This window comes from Actinoplanes sp. NPDC020271, assembly GCF_044388125.1.
Taxonomy (GTDB): domain Bacteria; phylum Actinomycetota; class Actinomycetes; order Mycobacteriales; family Micromonosporaceae; genus Actinoplanes.
The window spans coordinates 227,146-249,227 of sequence record NZ_JBIRWQ010000013.1; the positions used below are offsets into that span (position 1 = coordinate 227,146).

Sequence of the window (22,082 nt, forward strand, 5' to 3'; positions counted from 1 at the left end):
TTACGCGCCGGCCGGCAGCGGGTCGGCTCCGCGCGCGCCTCCGGGCCGGCAGCGCAGCAGGCGCCGGGCCGCGAGGGCGACACCGCGCACCGGGCCGCGGCGCTGGATGGCCTGCGCCGCGTACTCCGAGCAGCTGGGCGTGAACCGGCACACGGCCGGCCGCCGGGAGCTGATCTCCCGCTGGTAGAACCGGATCCCGCCGAGCAGGAATCCACCCTGGCCCCGGCCGGCGACCGTCGCCAGGAACAGTCGCGGCAGCAGCGGGAGCGTCAGCATCAGGCAGTTGCCGTCGAGTCCTTCGGCGACGCAGCAGCCGGTCTCCAGCAGGCAGGCGTCACGCAGGCAGGACGACTGCTGATAGCCGCGGCGGCGGTCGTAGTAGGGGTCGTAGTAGCGGTCGTAGCGGCGGCGGCTGGTCCATGGCATACCGGACGGATACCCTGTCTCAGGAATCCATGCCGATGACCCTGACCACATCTGTCGCACCGCGCGGGTCGCGCATAATCGCGTCCCATGACGACGTCCGCCTACCGGCACGCGCAGGCGCTGCTCGAGATCGAGCGTTTCGCCCAGGCCGAGACCACGCTGCGGACGGCCCTGGCCACCGACCCGGGCGACGCCGGCCTGCTGACGTTGCTGGCCTACGCGTTGCGCCGGCAGAGTTCGTTCGCGGAGGCGCGGTCGGTGATCGAGGCGGCGCTGCAGGCCGCGCCGGAGGACGCCGAGGTGCACGCCGAGCACGCCGCGCTCCTGATGGCGCTGCCGCGGTCCGGTGCGGCGGTCGCCGCCGCGGAACGAGCGGTCCGCCTCGATCAGCGTCACCTGCCGATTCTGGCCCGGGCGCTCTCCCTCGACGACCGTCACGCCGAGGCCCGGAACGTCGCCGCACGTCATCTGGCCCAGGCCCCGCACTCGGCCGAGGCCTTGGTCACGGTCGCCGACGTGGCGCGCCAGGCCGGTGACCACGACGAGGCGGTACGGGCGGTGCAGGCCGCCCTTGCGATCGATCCCGGACACCGGCACGGCCGCTGGCTGCTGGCGATGCTGGACTCGGAGCGCCTGCGGGTCCGGCGCTCGATGCGTTTGCTGCGCGATGTCGCCCGCGACGACCCGACCGACCCGGACGTCGTCGCGATGGTCTGGCCGATCCGTCGCCTGCTGCGCGACCTGCGCCGCTGGTCCCTGCTGGTGGCGCCGCTGGTCTGCGCCCTGGCGTACCTTCTCGGCGGCCCGGCGCCGCGCCTGATCGCGGCGACCTCGGTGCTGGTCACCGCCGGTTTCGCGGGGCGGCTGCTGCTGCCCGCCGGCCGCACCCCGTGGCGCAGCCTGCGGCTGACGGCACCGGCCTTGCAGCGGGCCGTTCATGCCGGTTGGCTCACGGCCGCCCTGGTGCCGGCTTTCCTTTGCGCGTACGCCGTGACCAGCGCCCCTTGGCTCACGATCGGGCCCGTGGCGCTGGTCCCGGTGCAGTGGTCACTGGCCCTCGCCGAGCTCCACGGCGAGGTCGCCGACGACCCGCGCTACCACCAGCTGCTGATCGATTTCCGCCACGACCTCCGTAAGTGGTCCGCCGAGATGCGCGAGTGGTGGGAGGAGACCAAGCGGGAGGTGAAGCAGGCCTGGCGCGAGGGCTGACCGTCACCGGGCCGGCGCGGCCGTCGTGGTGGGATGCTGTCCGCGCGCCGCGCCCGCTTCGCGTTCGCGGCGGGAGCGGCGGGCCCGCAGGACGCGGGCCAGCAGGCGCTCCCGGTCGGCCTCGGCGACCAGTTCGCGGCGGTGCTGCTCGACCAGCTCCAGCATGAAGATCGGGTGCATCAGCATGGTGTTTCTCCCTGTCCGTCGTCGTTGCATCAATCCTCGACCGGGCAGGCTCGCGCCACATCGGACGCTGTTGCGTATCTCCGCTGCTCAGAAAGCCTTAGGTGGGGGCTTACGCCGCCTTAGGCATACCTAGGCCCCACGTCACCGACGGCACCACCTCGGACGTGTGCGGACGATCGAGGCGGCGCAGGAAGGTCAGCATGCCGCCGTAACCGGTGGCCCGGGACAGGGGTGCGTCCTGACGGTCGAAGGCGACGATGCGCGGCGCGTCATCCGGGCCGAAGCTGCGCCGCAGCAACTGCCGGGCCACCTCGTGCGCTGCCGCCCGCCACCCATGCGTCGCCGGTCTGCTCGGCGCCGTCGACGAGGAAACCACCGACCCCGGCGAGGCCGCAGCACTGCCCGGTGTTCTGCATCCGGGACACCCAGGTGGCACAGGCGGCTGCGGCCGCGACGGCCACCCGTTCGTACGCCGGTTCCCCGAGCACCGTGGCCGCGGGCAGCGCTGTTCACCGTGCGGGCCGCCGGCTATCGGGAAGAGGGTGCTCTGACGCGGGCCGGCCGGACCGCTGCATCAATCGCGATCTACGTCTACAGTGGGCGTAGTTCGTGCAGGCAGGGGGCCGCGCATGAAGTTCGGCGCACTCGTGTTTCCGTTCCATGACCCGACCGAGGATCCGACCCTGCAACTGGAGGGCGATCTGGCCCTGGCCGAGCACTGCGACCGGCTGGGCTTCGACGAGTTCTGGTTCGGTGAGCATCACTCCGGTGGCTGGCAGATCATCGCGTCGCCCGAGTTGATGATCGCGGCCGCGGCGCAGCGGACGAGGCGGATCCGGCTCGGGACCGGCGTGGCGACGCTGTCGTACCACCATCCGTTCCTGCTGCTGGACCGGATCATCCAGCTCGATCATCTGACCCGGGGCCGGTTGATCTTCGGGGTGGGCTCCGGGGCGTTGCCGCTGGACGCGAGCATGATCGGGCACGATCCGATGCAGGCGCGCCGGATGATGGAGGAGTCCCTCGAGGTCATCACCGCCCTGTTGCGTTACGACGGGCCGGTCACCCGTAAGACCGACTGGTTTCACCTGGATCAGGGCGTCATGCATCTGCGGCCGGTCCAGTGGCCGCTCGACATCCGGGTCGCGGCGTTCAAGTCCCCGGCCGGGCCACGCCTCGCCGGGCGGTTCGGGGCGGGGATCGTGTCGTTCGGGGCGTCGGTGGCGATCGGGACCGGCTCGGAGAACCCGTTGCGGACCACGGCGGAGATCGCTCAGGCCGAGGCGGAACAGGTCGGGCTGCAGTTCGATCGCAGTCGCTGGTCGGTGATGAGCCTGATGCACGTCGCTCCGACGGAGGCGCAGGCCCGCGCTGAGGTCCGGCACGGCCTGACGACGTACATCAAATTTGTTCGTCAGATCTTGCCGATGAACGTCCCGGTGGATCTCGACGACCCGGATGCCGTGGCCGATGTTCTGATGACGACCGGCACTGCGGTGATCGGGACCCCGGAGCAGGCGATCCGGCACATCGAGAAGATGTGGGAGCTCAGCGGCGGGTTCGGCACGTTCCTGATCGAGCAGTCGGACATCGCGGACCCGGAGGCGACGCGCCGGTCATACGAGCTGTTCGCGCGTCGCGTGATTCCGTATTTCACCGCCGCCAACTGGCCGAGGATCCGGGCGTACGAACAGGAGCTGCAGTCCGGTGGCCTGACCCGGCGCACGATGGCCGCGGCCCAGGCCAAGGCCGGTGTGGAGTACTACCACGAGGTGGCCGATCGGCGGCGCGCCCAGTGACGAGCACCCTGTTGTCGCAGGTGCTGCTCAGCCTGGCGGTCATCGTGGTGCTCGCGCGTCTCGGAGCGTTCGTGGCCGAGCGGCTCGGCCAGCCGCCGGTCGTCGGGGAGATCGTCGCCGGGATCGCCGCCGCCCAGTTCAGCGGGGTGCTGCTGCCGGAGGCCGCTCGTCCGTACCTCAATGTGATCGCGCAGTTGGGTCTTGTCATCTTCATGCTGATCGTCGGCCTCGAGGTGGAGGCGACCGCGCGGGCCTCGACGGTCGGCGTGATCGCGGCCGGGGCAACGGTCCTGCCCTTCCTGCTCGGCGTGCTGCTCGCCGTCGTCGTCTGGCCGTGGTACCGGGTGCCGGCCGGCCACGTACCGTTCCTGCTGTTCGTCGGGGTGGCGGTGGCGATCACCGCGTTCCCGGTGCTGGCGCGGATCCTGCGCGATCGGGGCATGTCCGGCACCCGGATCGGCGGCATCGCCATGACCTGCGCAGCGATCATCGACGTGGTCGCGTGGCTGGTGCTGGCGGTGGTGATAGCCCTGGCCGGCTCGGGCGCGCACCGGCCGTGGGTGATGCTCACCCTGGTCACCGCGTTCGTGCTGGCAATGCTGCTGCTGGTGCGGCCGGTGCTGGCCGCGGCGCACCGCCGCGGCGCGCTCGACCGGGTCTCGCCGCGCACGTTGCTGATCGGGGTGCTGGTCGCGGCGGTGCTGGCGGCCTGGTTCACCGAGAGCATCGGGCTGCACAGCATCTTCGGCCCGTTCGTCGTCGGCCTGGCCCTGCCGCGGCACCGGCCGACCGTCGACCTGGTCGTCACCCGGGCCGCCGATCTGAGCAGCGGTTTTCTGCTGCCGGCGTTCTTCGTGCTGGCCGGCCTGGGCGTGAGTTTCACGGCGCTCGGCGGGCGAGACATCGGGGTCCTGACCGCGGCGATCGTCGTCTCCGTGCTCGGCAAGATCGCCGGCGCGGCCGGGCCGGCCCGGCTGACCGGCATGGGCGGGCGGGACGCGCTGACCCTCGGCGTGCTGCTCAGCACCCGCGGGTTGACCGAGCTGGTGGTGCTCACCGTGGGCGCCGCGGCCGGGCTGCTCACCACGACGCTCTACACGATTCTCGTGATCAATGCCGTGGTCACGACCCTGGCGACCGGTCCCCTGCTCAGCCTGCTGGAGCGCGGTGGCCGACATGCGAATGATCGGAAGGCGGACACCTCATGGACACCCGCGTCGACGTAACTGTCCTCGGCAGCGGCATCGGCGGCAGCACCGTTGCCGCGATCCTCGCGCGCCAGGGCCTCTCGGTCGCGATCGTGGACGCGGCCAAGCATCCGCGGTTCGCCCTCGGCGAGTCGACGATCGGCGAGACGTCGTTCCTGCTGCGGCTGCTCGCGGCCCGCTACGACGTGCCCGAACTGGCGCACGTGTCGACCAGCGGCGGCATTCAGGAGCACGTGAGCAAGCGGTGCGGCATCAAGACGAACTTCGGGTTCGTCTACCACCACGAGGGTCAGGAGCATGATCCGTTCGAGGTGACGCAGTGCAGCGTTTCGGAGGGACCGTTCGGTCCCGAGTCGCACCTGATGCGGGCGGACATCGATCAGTATTTGTATGTCGCCGCTCTGAAGTACGGCGCGATCGGCCGCGAAGGTGTCCGCATCCAGTCAGTGGACTTCTCTGCTTCCGGGGCAGCGGTGGAACTCGGCAACGGGGAGACCTTCCACAGCGACTACGTGATCGACGCGACCGGCCGCACCTCCGTGCTCGCCGACAAGTTCGCTCTGCGTGAGGAACCGTGCCGGTTCGAGACGAACTCGCGGACGATCTTCACGCACATGCGCGGCGTCGTCCCCTACGACACGGTCGAGAACTCGTCGGGCCAGCCGAACCTGTGGCACGAGGGCACCCTGCACCACCTCTTCGACGGCGGCTGGATGTGGGTGATCCCGTTCGACAACCGCGAGGGCAGCGAATCCGACCTGGTCAGTGTCGGGCTGAACCTGGACGTCGACAAGTTCCCGCGCCGGGACGGCGTCACCGCCGAGCAGGAGTGGAACGAGTTCCTCGACCGGTTCCCGCCGCTCGAACGCCAGTTCGCGAACGCCACCTCGGCGTTCCGCTGGATCTCCACCGGCCGCACCCAGTTCTCGTCGTCGCGGACCGTCGGCGACCGCTGGGTGCTGATGAGCCACGCCGCCGGCGCGATCGATGCCTTGTTCAGCCGTGGGATGGCGAACACGATGGCGGTGATCGAGGCGTTCGTCCCGCTGTTCCTGAAGGCGCGCGAGACCGGCGACTACTCGGCCACGCAGTTCGCCTACCTCGACACGCTGAACCAGAACATCCTCGACAACAACGACAAGCTGATCGCCGGCTCGTACATCGCCTTCCGTGACTTCGACCTGTGGCGGGCCTGGTCCAAGATGTGGTACCTCGCGTGGAATCTCGGCGTCATCCGCATCGCCGGGACGTACTACCAGTACCTCGAGACCGCCGACGCCTCCCTGCTCGAACGGCTCCACCAGGGGCCCGTCCCCGGCTCGTTCTGTCCGGATCTGCCCAGCGCGCAGGCGCAGTTCAACGCCTGCTTCGACGTGATGCGTCGCGTCCGTGACGGGCTGCTCACCCCGACCGACGCGGTGCCCGAGCTCGCGTTCATCCTCGGGGACGGGGAAGCGTCGCCGTCGCCGCTGAACCTGCACGACGTGCTGCGGCGGTGGCACGACGGGTCGGCGGAGACGCAACGGTTGATCTACCAGTGGGGGCGGACGGCGGCGCCGGCGGCGTTGCGCCCGTACTTCAACTACGACCGCGCCACGATCCCCAAGGCCGCCACCCTCGTCAAAACCGCGTGAAACCCGATTTCCCGTACGTCGCAGGAAGCGTCCCGCCGCCCGGTGCCGCCAGGCCGCTGCCGGTCGCGGTCCGCGGCGCGCCGCAAGGTTCCGGCTGGTTCTCAGGGGCCTTCGTCGCCCCGGACAAGGCCCGTGCGAGCCAGCGCTCAGAGTTGCAGCAGGGAATCGGGGGCGGGCCGGGCGACGTGCCGGCTGAAGTAGGCGTCGGCGGCCGGCACGGTCTGGCAGATCAGTGCGACCCCCAGCGTCGCCAGGGCCACCCCGATCAGCGTCATGTCGAGCGTGTGCAGCCAGTCCGGCCACGCTTCGTCGAGGCGCCGGTCGAGCTCGGTCTCCGGCGACTTCCCTCCCCCGAAGACCACGTAGATCGTCTCCAGGAGCCCGTACCAGAGCAGCACCGGCATAGCCATGATCCACGCGACCATCCGCGCCCATCGGATGCCGAAGAAGCTGAGCAGCCCGGCCACCACGACTCCGGCGGCCACCAGGAGGCCCAGGGTCGCCATGCACAGATGCAGCGCGCCGCCGTACGCCGCGAAGGCCGTCTGACTCGCGATGATGTGGTCCACGGCTGCCTGCTCGTAGACCCTCATACCGGTGACGTACTCGTCGTACGACAGCAGCACCTCGCCCGCCACCGTCAACCCGGCGGTCACCAGCAGCAGACTCCCGGCCGTGACCACACCCGGCCGTGTCCCCGAATTGGTCTCCACACCGTTCGACCGTATTCGCCGTTTGCCATCGGTGGGCGGTCGTGATGTGGAGATGTCGTGGAGAAAGGGACGCGGAGTCCCCCGATCCCGCCCTCGCCGTCGTGGATCTGCACCTGGTGCTGAGTTGTTCCCTGTGCGCCGTCACTTGTGCTCGGTGCTGCCGGTACCCGCGCTGCCCGTCACCGGCCGCGGCGTCCGCCGCCGCGGTGAGCATGCTGTGCCGCAGCCGCGGGACGTCCCGCCGGGCGAGCGCGTTTCATGCCACCAGCATGGCCGACCAAGATCAGCCTGGCGCGATCGGGTGAGTGGCACAAATCATTGACGGCATTCCACGCGTAGCGTCGCCGAAAGAACCAATCCGGCAATACTGCCTAATCAACCAAGTCGGTCACCGGACTCAGGGCGGCCGGGCCGTATAAACGGCGACTACCAGGCGTCACGACGAGGCCGCGTTCGCGGCGGTCCAATGGCTCATTCACTCGCGTGAACGCACCGGATGCCCCATTTGCCCACTCGCTATCTTTCCGGCCGAGCGACCGTCAACGACCATTCAGACGACCCCGGGGTGGAGCTTCGGAAAAGAGTCGTTGCCACTTACCTTCTTTCACTGCCAGGACAAGTGCGCAGCACGGAGAAGTGTGAGGTTGACGGGATGGCCCCCAGTATCGACACCGGAGAGCGGATTGGCCGCCATGGCACGATCTCCGCGCAGCGCTCACTGGGTGAGAGCACACGACGGATCACCGCCACCGGCCGGGCCCGCCGGATCGTCGCGGTGGTGCCCGCTTACAACGAGGGTGACGCCATCACCGCCACCGTCCGGTCACTGCAGCAGCAGACCCGTCGCCCCGACCTGATCGTCGTGGTGCCGAACAACTGCACCGACCACACTGCCGACGCCGCCCGGGCCGCCGGCGCGCACGTCATGGAGTACCCGGGCCGGAACCCGGACAAGAAGGCCGGCGCCATCAACTACGCGCTCGACCAGCTCGAGCCGTACCTGGACGATCCGTGGAACGTCGCCGTGCTCATCATGGACGCCGACACCACGCTGGCCCCCGATTTCCTGGCCATCGCCGAGCGCAACCTGGTGGCCGGGGTCGGCGGGGTCGGCGGCACCTTCGCCGGCCGTGAATGCTCCAGCGCTCTCGGTTACCTGCAGCGGATGGAGTACCACCGGTACGGCCAGGTCGCCAAGCGCATGGCGAACCGCGCGTTCGTGCTCACCGGCACCGGCACTCTCTTCTCCTACGGCGCGCTGGCCGACGTGCGCCACCAGCGCCGGTCCGGCGCGCTGCTGCCGGAGGGCGAGTCGTTCTACGACACGCACAGCCTCACCGAGGACAACGAGCTCACGTTCGCCCTGCAGGCCTGCGGTTACCGGGTGCTGTCGCCCGCCGGCATGTGGGCCACCACCGACGTGATGGAGCGGGTGCCCAAGCTCGTGGCCCAGCGGGAGCGGTGGTACCTGGGCGCGCTGCGCAACATCGCCCAGTACGGCCGCCGGATGCCGTTCCACATGCGGTGGACGTACTGGCGGCAGCAGTTCGGCCTGCTCCTGTCCGCTCTGGTGGCGGTCGTCTACCTGCTGGCGCTGGCGGTGTCGGTGCTGTGGCTGGGCGACGTGTCCTTCCACTGGTACTGGACGCTGCCGTCGCTGATCCTGCTGGCCGAGCGCGTGTGGAGCGTCTGGTCGATGGGCTGGCGGGCCCGCCTCTACGCCGCGTCGTTCGTGCCCGAGCAGGCGTACACCCTGCTCCTGACATTCATTTACATCAAATCGCTGCTCAAATTCGTGCGCGGCGACAAGGGCTCCTGGGTCGAAAGCTGAAAGGCTCCAGGACGAGAAAGGGATTCAACTCGTGTACCAATCAATGCTCCCCAAGACCGGAATCGGCCTCACGGTGGGCGGCGTCACGCTGTCCGTCCTGAACGTCGTATGGGTGGGCGTGGCGATCGCTGTCATCGGCGGCGCGCTGATCACGTTGTCGAAATTCGGCCCGCGGATCGCCTTCGAACCCATCCCGGTGGGCATCAACGGCAGCCGCTTCCGCCTCACCATCAACGGCGAGCCCGCATTCGGCCGCACCAACGCCCAGCACCGCGCCGAATAACCCCCGGCCGGCCTCGCGCGGGAAGGTTCACGACCGGCCTTCCCGCGCTGCCAGGCACCAACCGGTCCTCCCGGAGGCGCCGACGACCCGCACGACCTCACCGGCCGCGCCTTCGCGGTGATCACTCCGGCATTGACCCCGAAAAATCAAGATCAAGAGCCGATTCCCGACGTACGTCGTGAGCCGCCCGCCTCCGCGGCCACTGAATCAGTCCTCGGGCTGCTCCTCCGGCTCGACCGCGACCGGACCCGGTTTCTCGGGGCGGGGCGCGTCCTGCAGGTCGACCGGACGCGGGATGTCAGGGCGCTTGGTGAGCTCGGGGAGCTCCTCGTTTTCGGTCATGACCGGTGCGTACCCGGCCCGGGCGCTGATGAACCGGTGCAGCTTGACCCACTCGATCTCGAAGAGCGCGCCGTAGACCCGGGCGTCGTCGATCCGGTCCCGGGCCTGCTCGTAGTCGCCGGCGAGAAACGCGGCACTCGCGGCGGCGTTGGCCTGGTAGCCGGCGGCCCGCACCTGCTCGTGGCTCGGCCCGGGCGTCACCGGCAGGCCCTTCTCGGCGACCCGCTGCCGCAGCCAGTCGCGTTCGGGCTCGGTCGCCTCGGCGATCTCGAAGACGTACGTCAGGGTGTCCCCGGCCACGTCACGGTAGGCCGGCGCCCACCGTTCCAGCGCGAGCAGCAGCTCCCGCTCCCGTATTCTCGTCCGGCGTGCCTGCAGATCATTCTCGGCCAGCGCGGTCACTGAGCCTCCCCCCAACCAGAAGATCATTCACTTGCGGCGGCCGATGATTCCCTCGATCCCCGGCCGCAAACGGCACCCGGCGTAACGGTCAGATCACGGGCCGGCCGTCGCCCGCGAAGTCGGTCGACGGCGCGAGCACGCGGCCCGGGCCGGAAGAAGCGCCGGTGATCAGCCAGGTCTGTGCGGTCATGGCAGGGGCCCTCCGAAGAAGTCGATCAGTGGGGGAAGTCGGTCCTACGGCTGAGGCCGGCCCACTTCTCGGCCTCCTCGTTGCGGGCGGCGCCGGCGCTGATCGCGGTGGCGAGCGCGTCGGAGCCGAGCGGCAGCCGGCGCGGCGGGTCCTCCAGCTCGACGACCTCGACGATCACCTGGCCGGCCCGGTCCGGGTCGCCCTTCTGCTTGCCGTCGCTCTCCTCGCGGAGCCGGTGGAACTTGCCGACGCTCGCCTCGTAGTCCGGGCCGACCTCGTGCCGAACCATCGACGCGCCCTGCCAGTCGGTGCGGAAGGCGCCCGGCTCGACGATGATCACTTTCAGCCCGAACGGGGCGGTCTCGGACGCGAGCACCTCGGAGAAGCCCTCGACCGCGAACTTGGCGGTCTGGTAGGCGCCCATGCCGGGGGTGCCGCCGACGCGCCCGCCGATCGAGGAGATCTGGACGAACGTGCCGCTGCGCTGCTCCCGCATGACCGGGAGGGCGGCCTTGCTGACGTTGATCACGCCGTACAGGTTCGCCTCGACCTGCGCCCGGAAGTCGTCGTCGGCCATCTCCTCGATCGGCGCGCTGTTCGCGTAGCCGGCGTTGTTGACCACCACGTCCAGGCGGCCGAACGCCTCGACGGCGGCCGCGACGGCGTCCTTGGCGGCCTGCGGGTCGGTGACGTCCAGCGCCACCGCGCGGACCTGCTCGGGATACGCGTCGACGAGGTCCTTCAGGTCCTCGGGGCGGCGCGCGGTGGCGATCAGGTTCGCCCCGGACTTCGCGACCTGCTCGGCGATCGACCGGCCCAGACCCCGGGAACTTCCCGTGACCAGCCACACCTTCGGTTCTGACATCGTTCTCTCCGCCTCTCGGTGAACGTTCGCTGACGTCATCGAGAGTGCCCCGCGGAGTTCCGGCCCGCCCCAGGGACAGCTACTGGTATGTCCCCCGGTGGTACCCCGGTTACCTCAGATAGATCTGGATCGAGCCGCCGACCAACTCGTCCTTGCGGCTGGTGGCCAGGATCTGGTCGAGCTGCGCACGGGCGGCTCTGCGGTTGCCGGTGGTGGGCAGGCACGCGCCCATCGGGGCCAGGCATCGTTCGGAGATCGCGATGACGCCGTGCACCTGATCGAGCGGGACGCTGAACGGGCTGATCGCGGTGATCCCGTAGTAGGCCGGCTCACCGCGCCCCTTGTACATCAGGAACACCGGCTGCCCCGGATACCTCTCCTTCAGGCGCGTGCCGAGCCGGGACAGGTCCTGACCCCAGTCGACGTTCGAGTCGGTCAGCACCTCGTGCGTCCCGTTCACCCCGCCGAACGCCTCGTTGGAGTAGGCCAGGTAGTACGGGAACGCGCTGAGCGAGCTGACCGCGACATACGCCGCGAGAAGTCCCGCGGCCACGTGCAGCCACCGCTGCCGGTACGCCATGACGGCAGCCGCCACGACCGCCAGGATCACCGGCACGAAGATCGCGTAGCGGACACCCCAGTTCCGTGACCCGGCCAGCGCCACCAGGGTCAGCAGCAGGGTCGGAACCAGGATGTACGGCGCGGCCGCACGCAGCCGGGGGGTGATCAGCATGGCGACCGTGCCCATGATCCAGAGGATCAGCATCCCGATCGGCTCCTTGATCAGCAGAGCAGCCGGAATGTAGTACCACTTCGAGCCCTGGTACGACTCGCCGAACAGGAACCCGGAGTACGTCGCGTGTTCGAGGTTGAACTGGTAGCGCATGCCGTCCCGATACGCGCGCGGGTACGGCAACAGGTTCGTCAGGTTCGCCTTCACCCCGGTCAGCGGGCCCACGCTCGTCGGCGACACCCAGTGCATCTGCGGGTCGACGACCAGATAACAGACCCAGACCACGGCAACGGAGATCGCGACGACCCCGGCGGCCGCCGCGGCCCCGAGCCCGAGCCGCCGCAGCACCGGACGCTCCCCGGCGACGCGATCACGGGTCAGGTGCCACACCGTCAGCACCACGAGCAACCCGACGATCGGCACCGCGGGCAGCGTGCTCATCTTCGAGGCGGTGGACGCGCCGAGCGCGACACCCGCCAAGGGCAGATAGACGTACGGCCGTTGCCGCGCCCGCCACAGCAGCCACAACGCGGTCAACAGGAAGCCGGCGGACGGCAGGTCCACGTTCGCCAGCGCGCCGAACGCGATCGCGTCGGGCGAGAACGCGTACAACGCCAGCGCCAGCAGGCCGCCGATCGGGCCGGTCAGGTCCCGCGCGAACGCGAACACCACCAGCCCGAAGAGCAACGTCAGAATGATCATCGGCAGCCGGGCGGCGAACAGCACGTGCTGGGCGTCGTTGCCGTCCTCGTACAGCAGCGACGTGCCCAGAGCCGACGGGTGATTCGAATACGGCTTCAACAGCTTCACGTCGGTGAAGGCGAGCCCGGACGCGATCACCAGCTTCGCCAGCGGCGGATGCTCGTAGTTGTAGGTGAACCGGTGATCCTGGAGATAGGTGGCCGCGGTGCCGATATACACCGGCTCGTCGACCGTCGGGGACTGCTGCCGGGCCGCCGTCACCATGCCGGCCGCCATCTGCCCGAGGAACAGCAGGATCACCACGAGGATCATCCACGGCCGCAGGCGCGAACCGGCCCGGACCCGAACGTCGGGCTGCCGCTGGGCCGGGACGACCGGCGTCGGTTCGCCGGTGTCCGCAGGCGCCGTTTCCTGGCTCATCGAGCTGGTTCCTCCCCCGAGGTCGGCCCGGCTTTCGCCGAAGCGGACCCCATACTGGCACGCCGACGCTGCCCGAACCGGCCCGTACGGCCATCGGGCGACTTACAGCCACCAGGAAAGACCAGGTCAGTACGTCTGATCGGAGGTGTGATCGAGGCTTGCACCACACCTCGTCGGCCGTCCTCGTCCCCCGGACGTGACACATCTCCTGTGCGCGCCGCGTGGATCTGACGATGGTCACTGGGTAGGTTGGAGGCCATGGTCATGGACTCGGCGCGCGGTGTGCTGCTCCGACTCCTGTGCCTGTTGCGGGCCGTGCTGCTGGCCGTGTTCGGCGGCGCGTCGAAGCCCCTGGACGACTCGCTTGTGGACACCGGCGAGGCGACCGCCCGCCCGGTGATCGGGCGCGAGCGGGTCCTCACCGAGCAGATCACCGCGTCGACCGGTGTCTCTCGCGCTCCGCCCGCGCTCTTCGCGTAACAGCGCGCTTTCTTCTTTTCCCCGGCTTCCCGGCCGCCCTTGCTGCCACATGCATTGAGGAGTCTCGATCATGGAACTGGTGTCACACGTGCTGCTCGCCGACTCGGCCCGCCCGGTCGCGATCTGGCTGATCCTGATCATCCTGGCGCTGCCCGCGCTGCTGCTGCTCGGCAGCCCCGAAGCGATGCGGCACCCGAAACTCGCCCTCCTGGAAATCCTCGGGCAGGCCCGCAGCTACCAGCAGGAACGCGAACGCCTCGAAGCCGAAGCGGTCGAAACCGTGCGGTTCGCCGAGGAGATGCAGGTCGCGGCCGAACGGGCCCACGAGTCGTCGCAGCGCTGGCAGGAACTGTGGCGCCGGACCGAGAAGGATGCCGACACCGCGTGGCAGGCCTGGCAGGATGCCGAGGAGCGGCTGACCCGGGCCCGGACGACGGCCGCGTTCGCCGCCCCCGGCACGCCGCAGACCCCGGCCGAGTACGCCGACCGTGAGCGGTTCCTGCACCGGGCCCTGACCCACGCCGTGACCGACGGTGACCTGCCGGCCGAGGCGTGGCGGGCCGGCTGGGATCCGCGGCTGCACCCGGTCGAGCAGGAACTCGTGCTGCTGACCGCGATCAACGAGCACCGGCAGGCCGTCTACCGTCGTTCGGCCGCCGCGGAACGCGCCGCCTGGCACGACTCGCAGGTGGCGTTCACGGCCCAGGACAGCCTGCGCCGCCAGGCCGCCGACGCGGAGCAACGGGCCGACACCGTCCGCAAGAACCTCCCCGTCCGCGAACGCCACCTCACCCCCGCCCGCCCCGCCTGGGTCCACCGCACCGCCTGACCGACCCCACCGCGCCTCGACCGCGCCACCCACTCCGGCGCGACCCACTCCGACGCAACCACCCCCGCGCACCCCTGGCCCGCTGCTACCCGGCTCCATTCCGGCGCACCCGCGGCTTGCCGCTTACCCGGCTCCGCTCCGCGCCCGGCCGGCACATGACCCGACCGTCGCGGCCGGCTTCGAGGACGACCCTCGCGGGTCGGTGCGGCGGGCCGCTGGGCGCGGGTCAGGCCAGGCCGGCGTCGTGGGCGAGCAGGGCGATCTGTGTGCGGTTGTCGAGGTCCAGCTTCGTCAGGATGTGCGACACGTGGGTCTTCACGGTCGCCAGGGTCATGTCCAGCGCCCGGGCGATCTCCGTGTTCGACCGCCCCTGAGCGATCGCGACCACCACGTCCCGCTCGCGCGGGCTGAGCGCCGAAAGCGTGACTTTGGCCTGCGCATATGCTCCCGCCTGCACGGCCGCCCGGTCCATCAGCCGGCGGGTGATCCGCGGCGACAGGATCGGCTCGCCCGCCGCGACCTGCCGGACCGCCTCGGCGATCCGCGCCGGTGGCGTGTCCTTCAACAGGAACCCGCTCGCCCCGGCCCGCAGCGCATACAGAATGTTCTCGTCGGCGTCGAACGTCGTCAGCACGATCACCTCGGGCGGCCGCGGACGCGCCCGCAGCCGCCGAGTCGCGGTGATCCCGTCGACGCGCGGCATCCGCAGATCCATCAGCACGACATCCGGCCCGTGCGCATCCGCCGCCGCCGGCACCTCGTCGCCGTCCGCCGCCTCACCGACCACCGCAATCCCCGGCGCCCCGTCCAGCATCATCGTCAGCCCGGCCCTGACCAGCGCGTCATCGTCCACCACGAGCACCCGCACCGGCACCACCGTGTCACCATCCGTCACAGGCACCATCCCATCGCACCGGCCACAGCCACCACCCGATCACGCCGTCAGCACCGGCCGCGGCCACACCCGATCACCGCGTCACCACCGGCGGCAGCCGCCACCGCATCACAGCGTCACCACCGGTCACCGGGACCACCTCATCACCGCTCGTCACGGACACCACCGCGTCACGACCGGCGTCATGGCGGCCATGGTATCGACGCGCGGAGACGGAACTCTCCGGCGACCTCCTGGTGATCGAGCCGCCCACCGGCCAACTGGACGCGCTCGGTGAGACCGACCAGCCCCGCCCCACCCGACCAGCCGGGCGGCGCATGACCCGGGCCCAGCGCGTTACGGACCTCGATCTCCAGCCCGTCGCCCGGCCCACCCCGCACGGCCACGCGGACCCCCTGCCCCGCCGCGTGTTTACGCGCGTTGGTCAAGCCTTCCTGAATCACCCGGTACGCCGTACGCGCGACGACCGGCGGCGCCTCCCCCGGCTCCTCCACCGCCTGCTCCAACTCGACCTCGGTGCCCGCCGAGCGGGACTCCTCCACCAGCCGGGGCACGTCGGCCAGCACCGGCTGCGGATGGAGCTCCAGCGAGTCGTCGTCGCGCAGCAGCGAGATGACCTCGCGCAACTCCTCCAGGGCCTGGTGCACCCCGTCCCGCACCACGCCGGCCGCCCGCGACATCTGCTCCGGTGACGAATCCGGCCGGAACTCCATCGCCCCGGCGAACGTCGCCAGCAGCGACAACCGATGCGCCAGCACGTCGTGCATCTCCCGGGCGATCTTGCGGCGCTCCAGCATGCGCGCCTCGGCCACCCGGCGGCCCTGTTCCGCCTCGGCCCGCTCGGCGCGCTCGTGCAGCGACCGGATCAGCGCCTCCCGGGCCTGCGCCCACGCACCCCAGCCGACCAGCCCGCCGTAGCCGACCGTGACCAGAACCAGCCACCACCCGTACGGCATCCCGCCGCTCGACCGCCACCAGCCCTGCACCGCATGCGCCCCGATCCCGACGGCCGCGACCGCAACCGCGGCCCGGAGCGGTTTGCGCCGCGCCACCTGAATCGCGCCGATCGTGGCCGCCGGGGTGGCCGTCGGCGACACCGCCGCCAGCACACTGAGCACGACCGTCGCCTGCACCGGCCACCACAGCACGAGCGGCGCCACGGCCCAGCTCAGCAAGCCGGTCACCACGTCGAGCGCGAACAGCGGGCCGAGCGGATGCCCGGCCCACCAGGAGACGAGCGTGGTCACCCCCAGCACGACGGCGGCGCCGAGAACGGAGCCGATCGCGCCGAGGGGATAGTCACGGCAGCGGGGTGCGGTCACGGAGCGAGGCTATCCGGGTGCGTCCGGGCGCCGACACCTTCCAAAGTAGGAGGGTGCAGTACCGAAGGAGGGTGCCCGGCCCGCCCTCGGTCCGATGTGGTCACCGGCCTCGGGCCGCCAGTCTGATCGGCATGACGAACACGACGCACACCGCCGACACGAAGCGCACCACCGGCCGCGCCCTCACCGTACTCGCCGGGGTCGCCGGCGCCCTCCTGCTCTGGGCCGTCAACGCCCCGTGGGCCGGCGTGCCCCTCACCGTCCGGCAGGGCAGCGGCACCCAGCAGATCGGTCCGGTCGCGGTAGCGTTGACCGCGCTGGTCGCCGGGCTGGCGGCATGGGGTCTGCTCGCGGTTCTGGAGCGCAAGTCCGGCAACCCGGTCCGGATCTACCGGATCGTCACCGCGGTCATCCTGTTGATCTCGCTGGCGGGGCCGCTGGGCAGCGGCATCGGTATCGGCACGAAGCTCGCCCTCCTCGGCATGCACCTCACGGTCGGCGCCGCCCTGATCATCGGCCTCCCCGGCCGCCGCAACTGCCGCTGAGGTCCGGTCCGCCGAGGCCGGCCGGTACTCAGGGGTGCAACGGCAGCTTTTTGCACCTCTCGGGGCCAGCCGAGCCCAGGCGCCCGGGCGTCAGCGCTGTATCTCCCGGCGGGCGCGCGCAGCCCGAGTGAACTGATCGTCCCAGCGGCGCGCGAACGGCAGCATCCGGTGCTTGGATCGCCACGGCCGCATCTGCCGGACGACGTTGAACCCGGCCGCCGAGATCACCCGCTCGGCCCCGGCGAAGAGCGGCCACACCGGATACACGTCGATGTGGTCGACGTCGCCGGGCGGCGGGTGCGGCGACGCGACCAGCAGCCGCGGCTCACGATCCTCGAGGCCGGCGCATTCACGGGCGTACGCGATGAGCTCTGCCGTCTCCGAAGCCGGCCCGGCGTGCGGAATCAGCCAGGTCCCCGCCGCGATCGGGAGCGACGGCGCCGGCGGATCCACCAACTCCAGCCGGGCGACATCTCCGGAGATGCCGGGTGGGAGCGTCGCCTCCTCCACCGTCCAGACCTGATCGAACCGCACCGGCCGCCCCGCATAACCCCGCAACAATCGAGCGAGCAGAACCGTCCGAACCCGGTCCGGGACAGTCAGCTCCCCACCGATTCCCGCCGGGAAGACGTCGACCACGAGAGTCGACGGCCGTAGTTCCCGCAACACATCGTCGATCGGCCCTCGCACCACCCGATGCGGCCCCACCACCCGTGGATCCCCCGCGAACGGCGATTCACTGACAATGGTCGCCGGCTCGTCACCGTGAACGGTGTGCAAATAGGCGCGGATCCGGGTCAGATGCCCGAGCCCACCTCCTTGCGCATAGCAGACGATCACTGCGTCGAGGCCAGCACTTTCAGGTAGCCGTCCGTCTCACTGGCGACGTCGAACCGTTCCCGGACGCGACGGGCACCGGCCGCTCCCAAGGCCGCGAGCTCGTCGTCCGTGGCGAGCGCAACCCGATGCACGGCCGCGCGGCAGGCGTGCGGATCCCCGGCCGGGAATCGGAAACCGATCTGCTCGTCGACCAGGTCGGCGAGACCTCCGGCGTCGGAGGTGAGCAACGGAATGCCGAGGGCGGCCGCTTCGAGGGCCACGTTCGGGAGTCCGTCGTAATAGGAGGGCAGGGCAATCACGTCACAACCGGCGTACACGGAAAGCAGTTGGAATCTGTCCTGGAACGGCAGGACCGTGTGGGCCACGGACGGGTGCGCGGAAAGCCACTCCTCGATTCCGGGCTCGAGTTCGCCGGCGAGCACGACGTGGAAACGCTCGGCGTGACCGCCGGCGACGATCGCGTCGAGCAGGAGGCGTACCCCCTTCTTGTTTTTCAGTTGGCCGATCAGGCCGAGCGTGCGGCGCCCCAGGGTGGAACGCCAGGCGGCGGCCCGGGCCTGTTCGGACGGCAGGATCTGCCAGTCCTCGGTGTCGATGCTGTTGGTGACCCATGTGACCGGCACGCCGGGTGCGAGGGCGCCGACCTGCGCGGCGGTGCTGCTGGCGACGACGCAGACGTGGGCGGAGGCGCGCAGTGCCTCGAGGACGACGGGCTGGCGGCGCAGCGAGAACATGCCGGTGTCGAAGTCGTTGCCACGCAGGAGGGTGATCAGCGGCAGTGCCGCCCACGCGGCATACACCGGCGCCGCCAAGAGCGGATAAGTGCCACCGAAGGCGACGATATGCGAATAGGAAGCAGCAGAAGGACAGATCTCAGTCCAGAACATGCGCAGCGCGTGCTCCGGATCCCTCCCCAACGGAACCGTCCGCACCCCGTGCCGAGCCGGTAACGATCGCCGGCTCAGGTGCACCACATCCACCGCCACCCCGGCCGCCCGAAGCCCCCGGACGATCCGATCGCACGAGTTCGCCATCCCACCCGAACTGGGCGGATAGTTCTCGGTGATCCAGAGCAGGCGCATCAGCTGTCCACCAGCGCGTCGTTCCCGTCGTCGAGATAGTCCTGGTCAGCGCCCATCCCCGGGTCGAACGGCGCCCGGTCGTAGGAGTCGAATCCCCCGTACCAGACGGTGTCGGAGAACTCCTGCGAGGTCCGGTGCCGATGGCGCCTCCGCCGGTAAGCGGCCGCCGCGGCCGGATGTCCGACCTGGTTGCGGGCGGCGGCGCACTCCGGGCAGAGGCCGCCCTCGGTGACGTGGTTCGCGCAGAGCGCCCGTCCGCAGGCCGGGCAGCCCGCCACCGCCATCACCCCGCACTTGCCGAGGGTGAAGAACCCGGTCGTGACCGTGCAGGGCGTCATGCGTTTCCTCCACCGAAGGTCCACCGGAACGGCTCGGTGGCGACCGTGAGGATCCGGTCGACCTGTTCCTGGCCGTTTCTCGGCATCCGGGTCAGTTTGGCGCCGGCGAGCACGCTGCGACGCTCGCCCTCGCGGACGAACACGCCGATCCACGGCGGTGGTGGCGTCGCCGGGACCCGGCTCGGCAGGCCGGCGGGCAGGCGGCGGCGCACCTTGATGGTCTGCACCAGTTTGCTCTTGCGCTTCCACTTGGTCTTGCCGCGCGGATTGCGTTTGGTGATCCGGCGTTTGCGTTCCCGGTCGACGACAAGGATCTCCAGGATGCTGCCGTCGCGCAGTTCGCCACGCAGCCGTAACCACGGGTCGACGACCCAGGCCTCGCTCGCCGACTTGACCGGCGGGCGCACCGCGAGCTGGCGTTCCGGCCCGGTCTTGCCCGGTGCGTCGCGTCCGCGCAGGTCAGCGGTGACCGTCAGGGTGCCCTTGGGGCCGAGGTCGGAGCAGAGTTCGGTGATCAGCGGCACGACCACGTCGAGGGTCCGCGCCGGAAGCGCCCATTTGCGCCGTTTCACCAGGCCGGCGTGGCGGTAGAGACTGTCGATCAGCGCGGTCCAGCCGGCTGCCGGTTGCGTCGCGGTGAATCCGCGCTCGTGCACCAGGCTTCGGTGCAGCGGGTGGAACCCCGCGAGGGCTGCCTTCTGCGCGCGCCAGAACATGATCGGACCGTATCAGCGAGCCTGTACCTGGTCATAGACGACAGCCAGCCGACGACGGACGTCCGACCAGGTGAGGACTCGTTGTTGCGCCCGCGCCGCGAGAGCGCGAGCCGCGTCCGGGTATTCCAGCATCACCCGGATGGCGCGGGCCAACTCGGCGGGACGGTCCGGCGGCACCAACCGGCCGTCGTCGCCGAGAACCTCGCGGATCACCGGCAGATCCGAGGCGACGACCGGGGTGCCGGCGGCCATCGACTCCCACACCTTGATCGGGCTGCACCCCTGGTCCAGGTTGCGCGGGCCGGCGGTCAGCGGTGCCACGGACAGCTCGGCGTTGGCCAGCCACGCGGCGACCTGCTCGTGCGGCAGCGTGTACTGCCACTGCACGCGATCACCGAGGCCGAGCCGGTCGGCGAGCCGGCGCAGCGGGCGGGCCCGGTTCGGCGACACCGACGAGCAGACGACCAGGTGCAGGTCGGTCAGGTCGGCGAGGCGCGCGAACGCCCGGAGCAACACGTCGACGCCCTGCCAGGGCTGCAGCGCACCGACGTAGATCAGATAACGGCCCGGCGCCGCTCCGGGTCGCGGTAGTCCGGCCGGCACCGGGTCCGCTCCATTGGGAATCAGATGTACGCGGTCCGGCGCGGCGCCGCGATCAACAACGGCCTTCTCGATCACGTACGACGGCACAACCACCGCCGCGGCCCGCCGCAGACAGTCCTGTTCCAGCTCACGGATCTTACTGAGCGTGCTCGGTGCGACCATCGGCCACGCGTACGGCAGCTCGACCGACGGCAACCCGTTCGCCTCGTAGACCATCGGCCCGGTCACCGGCAGCGCACTCCACGGATCCCGCACGTGACACAGCTGCAGAGTGTCCCGATGAGGTGCGAGTTGCTCGGCGACCCACGCGGTGAACGCCTGCGCCCGGTCGAGCAGGTTCGGCACCACACCGGTGAACCGGACGATCTCCACGGCGCCCTCGCGCTGGTAGGCGGGAAGATCACCACCGCCGAGCACGCACAGCAGCCCACCGCCGTGGCGCTCGAACAGTTCGGCCGCCATGTGCCGGATGTGCACGGCCGAGCCCTTGGTGGACGGGAAACGGTCGAACGCGACGTACGCCGCGCGATGCCCCTCAGCCACGGGCACGCTCCCGATGCCAGGCGATCTGCCGCGCCAACCCGTCGTCCAGGCTGGTCGTCGCGGTCCAGCCGAGCAGCTCCCGCGCCCGGTCGGTGCCGGCCCACGTGCACGCTACGTCACCGGGCGCGGGATCCTTCGGCACGGTCGGCGAGGCGACTCCGAGCAGTGATCCGATCCGGTCAAGCGCGTCGTGCAGCCTGACGGTCCCCGGGTGCCCGACGTTCAGGACCGTCGCGTCCGGCAAGGGCACCCGGGCGGCGCGGATCGTCGCGCTCACCACGTCGTCGACGAACGTGAACGAACGTCGCTGACCACCGTCGCCGTAGAGTGGCGCCGGCGAGCCGGCCAGCGCGGCCTCGACGAAACGGTGGAATGCCATGTCGGGGCGCTGCCTGGGTCCGTACACGGAGAAGTAGCGCAGCACCACGGCCGGCATGCCCTCGGCAGCCGCCCGTCGGACCAGCCGTTCCGCCTCGACCTTCGAGGTCGCGTACGGACTTCTCGGGTCCACCGGATCGTCCTCGCCCGACGGCCGGGCCGCCTCGCCGTAGACCGACGAGCTGGACGCCAGCACGAACCGCGGCCGGCTCCGGGCGCACGCCGCGAGCAGCCGCTCGGTCGCGGTCACGTTCGCCCGGTAGGTCTCCGCCGCCCCGCTCCCCCACGAGCTGCGCACGCCCGGACGCCCCGCGAGATGCAGCACGACCTCCGTCTCCGCCAGCGGCGCAAGATCGTCAGTAATGAGATCACATTCGGTCACCGTGACCCCGGCGTCAGCCAGCACAGTTCGGTTCTCCGCAGCCGCTCCGGGAGACGCGTTGCGCCCGGGAGCATCCACCGCCAGCACGTCGAACCCGCCCTCGACCAGCGCCAGCACGAGATGACTGCCGATGAAACCGGCCGCGCCCGTCACCACCACCCGCACACCCGGCACTCTAGCCGTCCC

Annotated in this window: 24 protein-coding genes; 9 read left to right on the top strand and 15 right to left on the bottom strand. The window is 70.4% G+C overall.

Going from position 1 to position 22,082, the window contains the following annotated elements:
• Window positions 1–426: a membrane protein insertion efficiency factor YidD gene (yidD, locus tag ACH442_RS27460; protein ID WP_396340982.1), complete on the bottom strand. Its 426-nt coding sequence runs from the start codon at window positions 424–426 to the stop codon at window positions 1–3.
• Window positions 427–513: 87 nt separating this feature from the next.
• Between yidD and ACH442_RS27465 the strand changes: the two genes are divergently transcribed.
• Window positions 514–1,635: a tetratricopeptide repeat protein gene (locus ACH442_RS27465; RefSeq protein ID WP_396340983.1), complete on the top strand. Its 1,122-nt coding sequence runs from the start codon at window positions 514–516 to the stop codon at window positions 1,633–1,635.
• 3 nt (window positions 1,636–1,638) lie between these two features.
• Here the strand turns inward: ACH442_RS27465 and ACH442_RS27470 are convergent, their stop codons facing one another.
• Window positions 1,639–1,821, bottom strand: coding sequence for a hypothetical protein (locus ACH442_RS27470; protein ID WP_396340984.1), 183 nt, complete (start codon window positions 1,819–1,821; stop codon window positions 1,639–1,641).
• Window positions 1,822–1,930: 109 nt separating this feature from the next.
• Complete coding sequence (locus tag ACH442_RS27475; protein ID WP_396340985.1) at window positions 1,931–2,131, bottom strand: hypothetical protein; 201 nt, start codon at window positions 2,129–2,131, stop codon at window positions 1,931–1,933.
• 319 nt (window positions 2,132–2,450) lie between these two features.
• Between ACH442_RS27475 and ACH442_RS27480 the strand changes: the two genes are divergently transcribed.
• From ACH442_RS27480 to ACH442_RS27490, 3 genes are read left to right on the top strand one after another with little or no spacing between them, the layout of a single operon-like run.
• The gene (locus ACH442_RS27480; RefSeq protein ID WP_396340986.1) at window positions 2,451–3,620 is read left to right on the top strand and encodes an LLM class flavin-dependent oxidoreductase; all 1,170 of its coding nucleotides are present in this window, start codon (window positions 2,451–2,453) and stop codon (window positions 3,618–3,620) included.
• Window positions 3,617–4,846: a cation:proton antiporter gene (locus tag ACH442_RS27485; protein ID WP_396340987.1), complete on the top strand. Its 1,230-nt coding sequence runs from the start codon at window positions 3,617–3,619 to the stop codon at window positions 4,844–4,846. The genes ACH442_RS27480 and ACH442_RS27485 overlap by 4 nt, the downstream gene beginning before the upstream one ends.
• Complete coding sequence (locus ACH442_RS27490; protein WP_396340988.1) at window positions 4,825–6,462, top strand: NAD(P)/FAD-dependent oxidoreductase; 1,638 nt, start codon at window positions 4,825–4,827, stop codon at window positions 6,460–6,462. Before ACH442_RS27485 ends, ACH442_RS27490 begins: the two co-directional genes overlap by 22 nt.
• 146 nt (window positions 6,463–6,608) lie before the next feature.
• Here the strand turns inward: ACH442_RS27490 and ACH442_RS27495 are convergent, their stop codons facing one another.
• Window positions 6,609–7,175, bottom strand: coding sequence for a hypothetical protein (locus ACH442_RS27495; RefSeq protein WP_396340989.1), 567 nt, complete (start codon window positions 7,173–7,175; stop codon window positions 6,609–6,611).
• 652 nt (window positions 7,176–7,827) lie between these two features.
• On the opposite strand from ACH442_RS27495, the gene ACH442_RS27500 reads away from it, so the two are divergent.
• Window positions 7,828–9,006: a glycosyltransferase family 2 protein gene (locus ACH442_RS27500; RefSeq protein WP_396340990.1), complete on the top strand. Its 1,179-nt coding sequence runs from the start codon at window positions 7,828–7,830 to the stop codon at window positions 9,004–9,006.
• A 43-nt stretch (window positions 9,007–9,049) separates the two neighbouring features.
• Window positions 9,050–9,289 carry a hypothetical protein gene (locus ACH442_RS27505; protein ID WP_396340991.1) on the top strand — a complete coding sequence of 80 codons (240 nt, stop codon included), beginning with the start codon at window positions 9,050–9,052 and terminating at the stop codon, window positions 9,287–9,289.
• A 207-nt stretch (window positions 9,290–9,496) separates the two neighbouring features.
• Here ACH442_RS27505 and ACH442_RS27510 read toward each other — a convergent pair whose 3' ends face one another.
• The 3 genes from ACH442_RS27510 to ACH442_RS27520 all read right to left on the bottom strand — a co-directional run bounded on the left by ACH442_RS27510 (window position 9,497) and on the right by ACH442_RS27520 (window position 12,943).
• Window positions 9,497–10,033 (bottom strand): hypothetical protein, encoded by a 537-nt coding sequence (locus ACH442_RS27510; RefSeq protein WP_396340992.1) that lies wholly within the window; start codon window positions 10,031–10,033, stop codon window positions 9,497–9,499.
• Between the two features lie 215 nt (window positions 10,034–10,248).
• Window positions 10,249–11,088: an oxidoreductase gene (locus ACH442_RS27515; RefSeq protein WP_396340993.1), complete on the bottom strand. Its 840-nt coding sequence runs from the start codon at window positions 11,086–11,088 to the stop codon at window positions 10,249–10,251.
• A 109-nt stretch (window positions 11,089–11,197) separates the two neighbouring features.
• A complete protein-coding gene (locus ACH442_RS27520) occupies window positions 11,198–12,943 on the bottom strand; it encodes an ArnT family glycosyltransferase (protein WP_396340994.1) in 1,746 nt (581 codons plus the stop codon).
• A gap of 258 nt (window positions 12,944–13,201) precedes the next feature.
• Between ACH442_RS27520 and ACH442_RS27525 the strand changes: the two genes are divergently transcribed.
• Both ACH442_RS27525 and ACH442_RS27530 read left to right on the top strand, forming a co-directional pair.
• Window positions 13,202–13,423 carry a hypothetical protein gene (locus ACH442_RS27525; RefSeq protein WP_396340995.1) on the top strand — a complete coding sequence of 74 codons (222 nt, stop codon included), beginning with the start codon at window positions 13,202–13,204 and terminating at the stop codon, window positions 13,421–13,423.
• 70 nt (window positions 13,424–13,493) lie between these two features.
• Window positions 13,494–14,252 (top strand): hypothetical protein, encoded by a 759-nt coding sequence (locus tag ACH442_RS27530; RefSeq protein ID WP_396340996.1) that lies wholly within the window; start codon window positions 13,494–13,496, stop codon window positions 14,250–14,252.
• A 226-nt stretch (window positions 14,253–14,478) separates the two neighbouring features.
• Here ACH442_RS27530 and ACH442_RS27535 read toward each other — a convergent pair whose 3' ends face one another.
• Both ACH442_RS27535 and ACH442_RS27540 read right to left on the bottom strand, forming a co-directional pair.
• Window positions 14,479–15,156 (bottom strand): response regulator, encoded by a 678-nt coding sequence (locus ACH442_RS27535; protein WP_396340997.1) that lies wholly within the window; start codon window positions 15,154–15,156, stop codon window positions 14,479–14,481.
• Between the two features lie 173 nt (window positions 15,157–15,329).
• On the bottom strand, window positions 15,330–16,469 hold the full coding sequence (locus tag ACH442_RS27540; protein ID WP_396340998.1) for a sensor histidine kinase: 1,140 nt from the start codon (window positions 16,467–16,469) through the stop codon (window positions 15,330–15,332).
• Between the two features lie 131 nt (window positions 16,470–16,600).
• Here ACH442_RS27540 and ACH442_RS27545 point away from each other — a divergent pair, with 131 nt between their 5' ends.
• Window positions 16,601–17,014: a DUF6069 family protein gene (locus ACH442_RS27545; RefSeq protein ID WP_396340999.1), complete on the top strand. Its 414-nt coding sequence runs from the start codon at window positions 16,601–16,603 to the stop codon at window positions 17,012–17,014.
• Window positions 17,015–17,104: 90 nt separating this feature from the next.
• On the opposite strand, the gene ACH442_RS27550 is transcribed toward ACH442_RS27545, so the two are convergent.
• The 6 genes from ACH442_RS27550 to ACH442_RS27575 form a co-directional block, all read right to left on the bottom strand.
• Window positions 17,105–17,725 (bottom strand): hypothetical protein, encoded by a 621-nt coding sequence (locus tag ACH442_RS27550; RefSeq protein WP_396341000.1) that lies wholly within the window; start codon window positions 17,723–17,725, stop codon window positions 17,105–17,107.
• A 125-nt stretch (window positions 17,726–17,850) separates the two neighbouring features.
• Window positions 17,851–18,936: a glycosyltransferase family 4 protein gene (locus ACH442_RS27555; protein ID WP_396341001.1), complete on the bottom strand. Its 1,086-nt coding sequence runs from the start codon at window positions 18,934–18,936 to the stop codon at window positions 17,851–17,853.
• Window positions 18,936–19,274, bottom strand: coding sequence for a hypothetical protein (locus ACH442_RS27560; protein WP_396341003.1), 339 nt, complete (start codon window positions 19,272–19,274; stop codon window positions 18,936–18,938). Before ACH442_RS27560 ends, ACH442_RS27555 begins: the two co-directional genes overlap by 1 nt.
• On the bottom strand, window positions 19,271–19,990 hold the full coding sequence (locus ACH442_RS27565) for a hypothetical protein (RefSeq protein ID WP_396341004.1): 720 nt from the start codon (window positions 19,988–19,990) through the stop codon (window positions 19,271–19,273). Before ACH442_RS27565 ends, ACH442_RS27560 begins: the two co-directional genes overlap by 4 nt.
• Before the next feature lie 12 nt (window positions 19,991–20,002).
• Complete coding sequence (locus ACH442_RS27570) at window positions 20,003–21,142, bottom strand: glycosyltransferase (RefSeq protein WP_396341005.1); 1,140 nt, start codon at window positions 21,140–21,142, stop codon at window positions 20,003–20,005.
• Window positions 21,129–22,061 carry an NAD-dependent epimerase/dehydratase family protein gene (locus tag ACH442_RS27575; RefSeq protein WP_396341006.1) on the bottom strand — a complete coding sequence of 311 codons (933 nt, stop codon included), beginning with the start codon at window positions 22,059–22,061 and terminating at the stop codon, window positions 21,129–21,131. The genes ACH442_RS27570 and ACH442_RS27575 overlap by 14 nt, the downstream gene beginning before the upstream one ends.
• Window positions 22,062–22,082 lie beyond the last annotated feature (21 nt).

Coding starts and splice junctions, on each gene's coding strand:
- yidD (WP_396340982.1), bottom strand. CDS start 426: ATGCCATGGACCAGCCGCCGCCGCTACGACCGCTACTACGACCCCTAC.
- ACH442_RS27560 (WP_396341003.1), bottom strand. CDS start 19,274: ATGACGCCCTGCACGGTCACGACCGGGTTCTTCACCCTCGGCAAGTGC.
- ACH442_RS27525 (WP_396340995.1), top strand. CDS start 13,202: ATGGTCATGGACTCGGCGCGCGGTGTGCTGCTCCGACTCCTGTGCCTG.
- ACH442_RS27520 (WP_396340994.1), bottom strand. CDS start 12,943: ATGAGCCAGGAAACGGCGCCTGCGGACACCGGCGAACCGACGCCGGTC.
- ACH442_RS27490 (WP_396340988.1), top strand. CDS start 4,825: ATGGACACCCGCGTCGACGTAACTGTCCTCGGCAGCGGCATCGGCGGC.
- ACH442_RS27555 (WP_396341001.1), bottom strand. CDS start 18,936: ATGCGCCTGCTCTGGATCACCGAGAACTATCCGCCCAGTTCGGGTGGG.
- ACH442_RS27565 (WP_396341004.1), bottom strand. CDS start 19,990: ATGTTCTGGCGCGCGCAGAAGGCAGCCCTCGCGGGGTTCCACCCGCTG.
- ACH442_RS27500 (WP_396340990.1), top strand. CDS start 7,828: ATGGCCCCCAGTATCGACACCGGAGAGCGGATTGGCCGCCATGGCACG.
- ACH442_RS27545 (WP_396340999.1), top strand. CDS start 16,601: ATGACGAACACGACGCACACCGCCGACACGAAGCGCACCACCGGCCGC.
- ACH442_RS27480 (WP_396340986.1), top strand. CDS start 2,451: ATGAAGTTCGGCGCACTCGTGTTTCCGTTCCATGACCCGACCGAGGAT.
- ACH442_RS27470 (WP_396340984.1), bottom strand. CDS start 1,821: ATGCTGATGCACCCGATCTTCATGCTGGAGCTGGTCGAGCAGCACCGC.
- ACH442_RS27465 (WP_396340983.1), top strand. CDS start 514: ATGACGACGTCCGCCTACCGGCACGCGCAGGCGCTGCTCGAGATCGAG.
- ACH442_RS27530 (WP_396340996.1), top strand. CDS start 13,494: ATGGAACTGGTGTCACACGTGCTGCTCGCCGACTCGGCCCGCCCGGTC.
- ACH442_RS27515 (WP_396340993.1), bottom strand. CDS start 11,088: ATGTCAGAACCGAAGGTGTGGCTGGTCACGGGAAGTTCCCGGGGTCTG.
- ACH442_RS27535 (WP_396340997.1), bottom strand. CDS start 15,156: ATGGTGCCTGTGACGGATGGTGACACGGTGGTGCCGGTGCGGGTGCTC.
- ACH442_RS27505 (WP_396340991.1), top strand. CDS start 9,050: ATGCTCCCCAAGACCGGAATCGGCCTCACGGTGGGCGGCGTCACGCTG.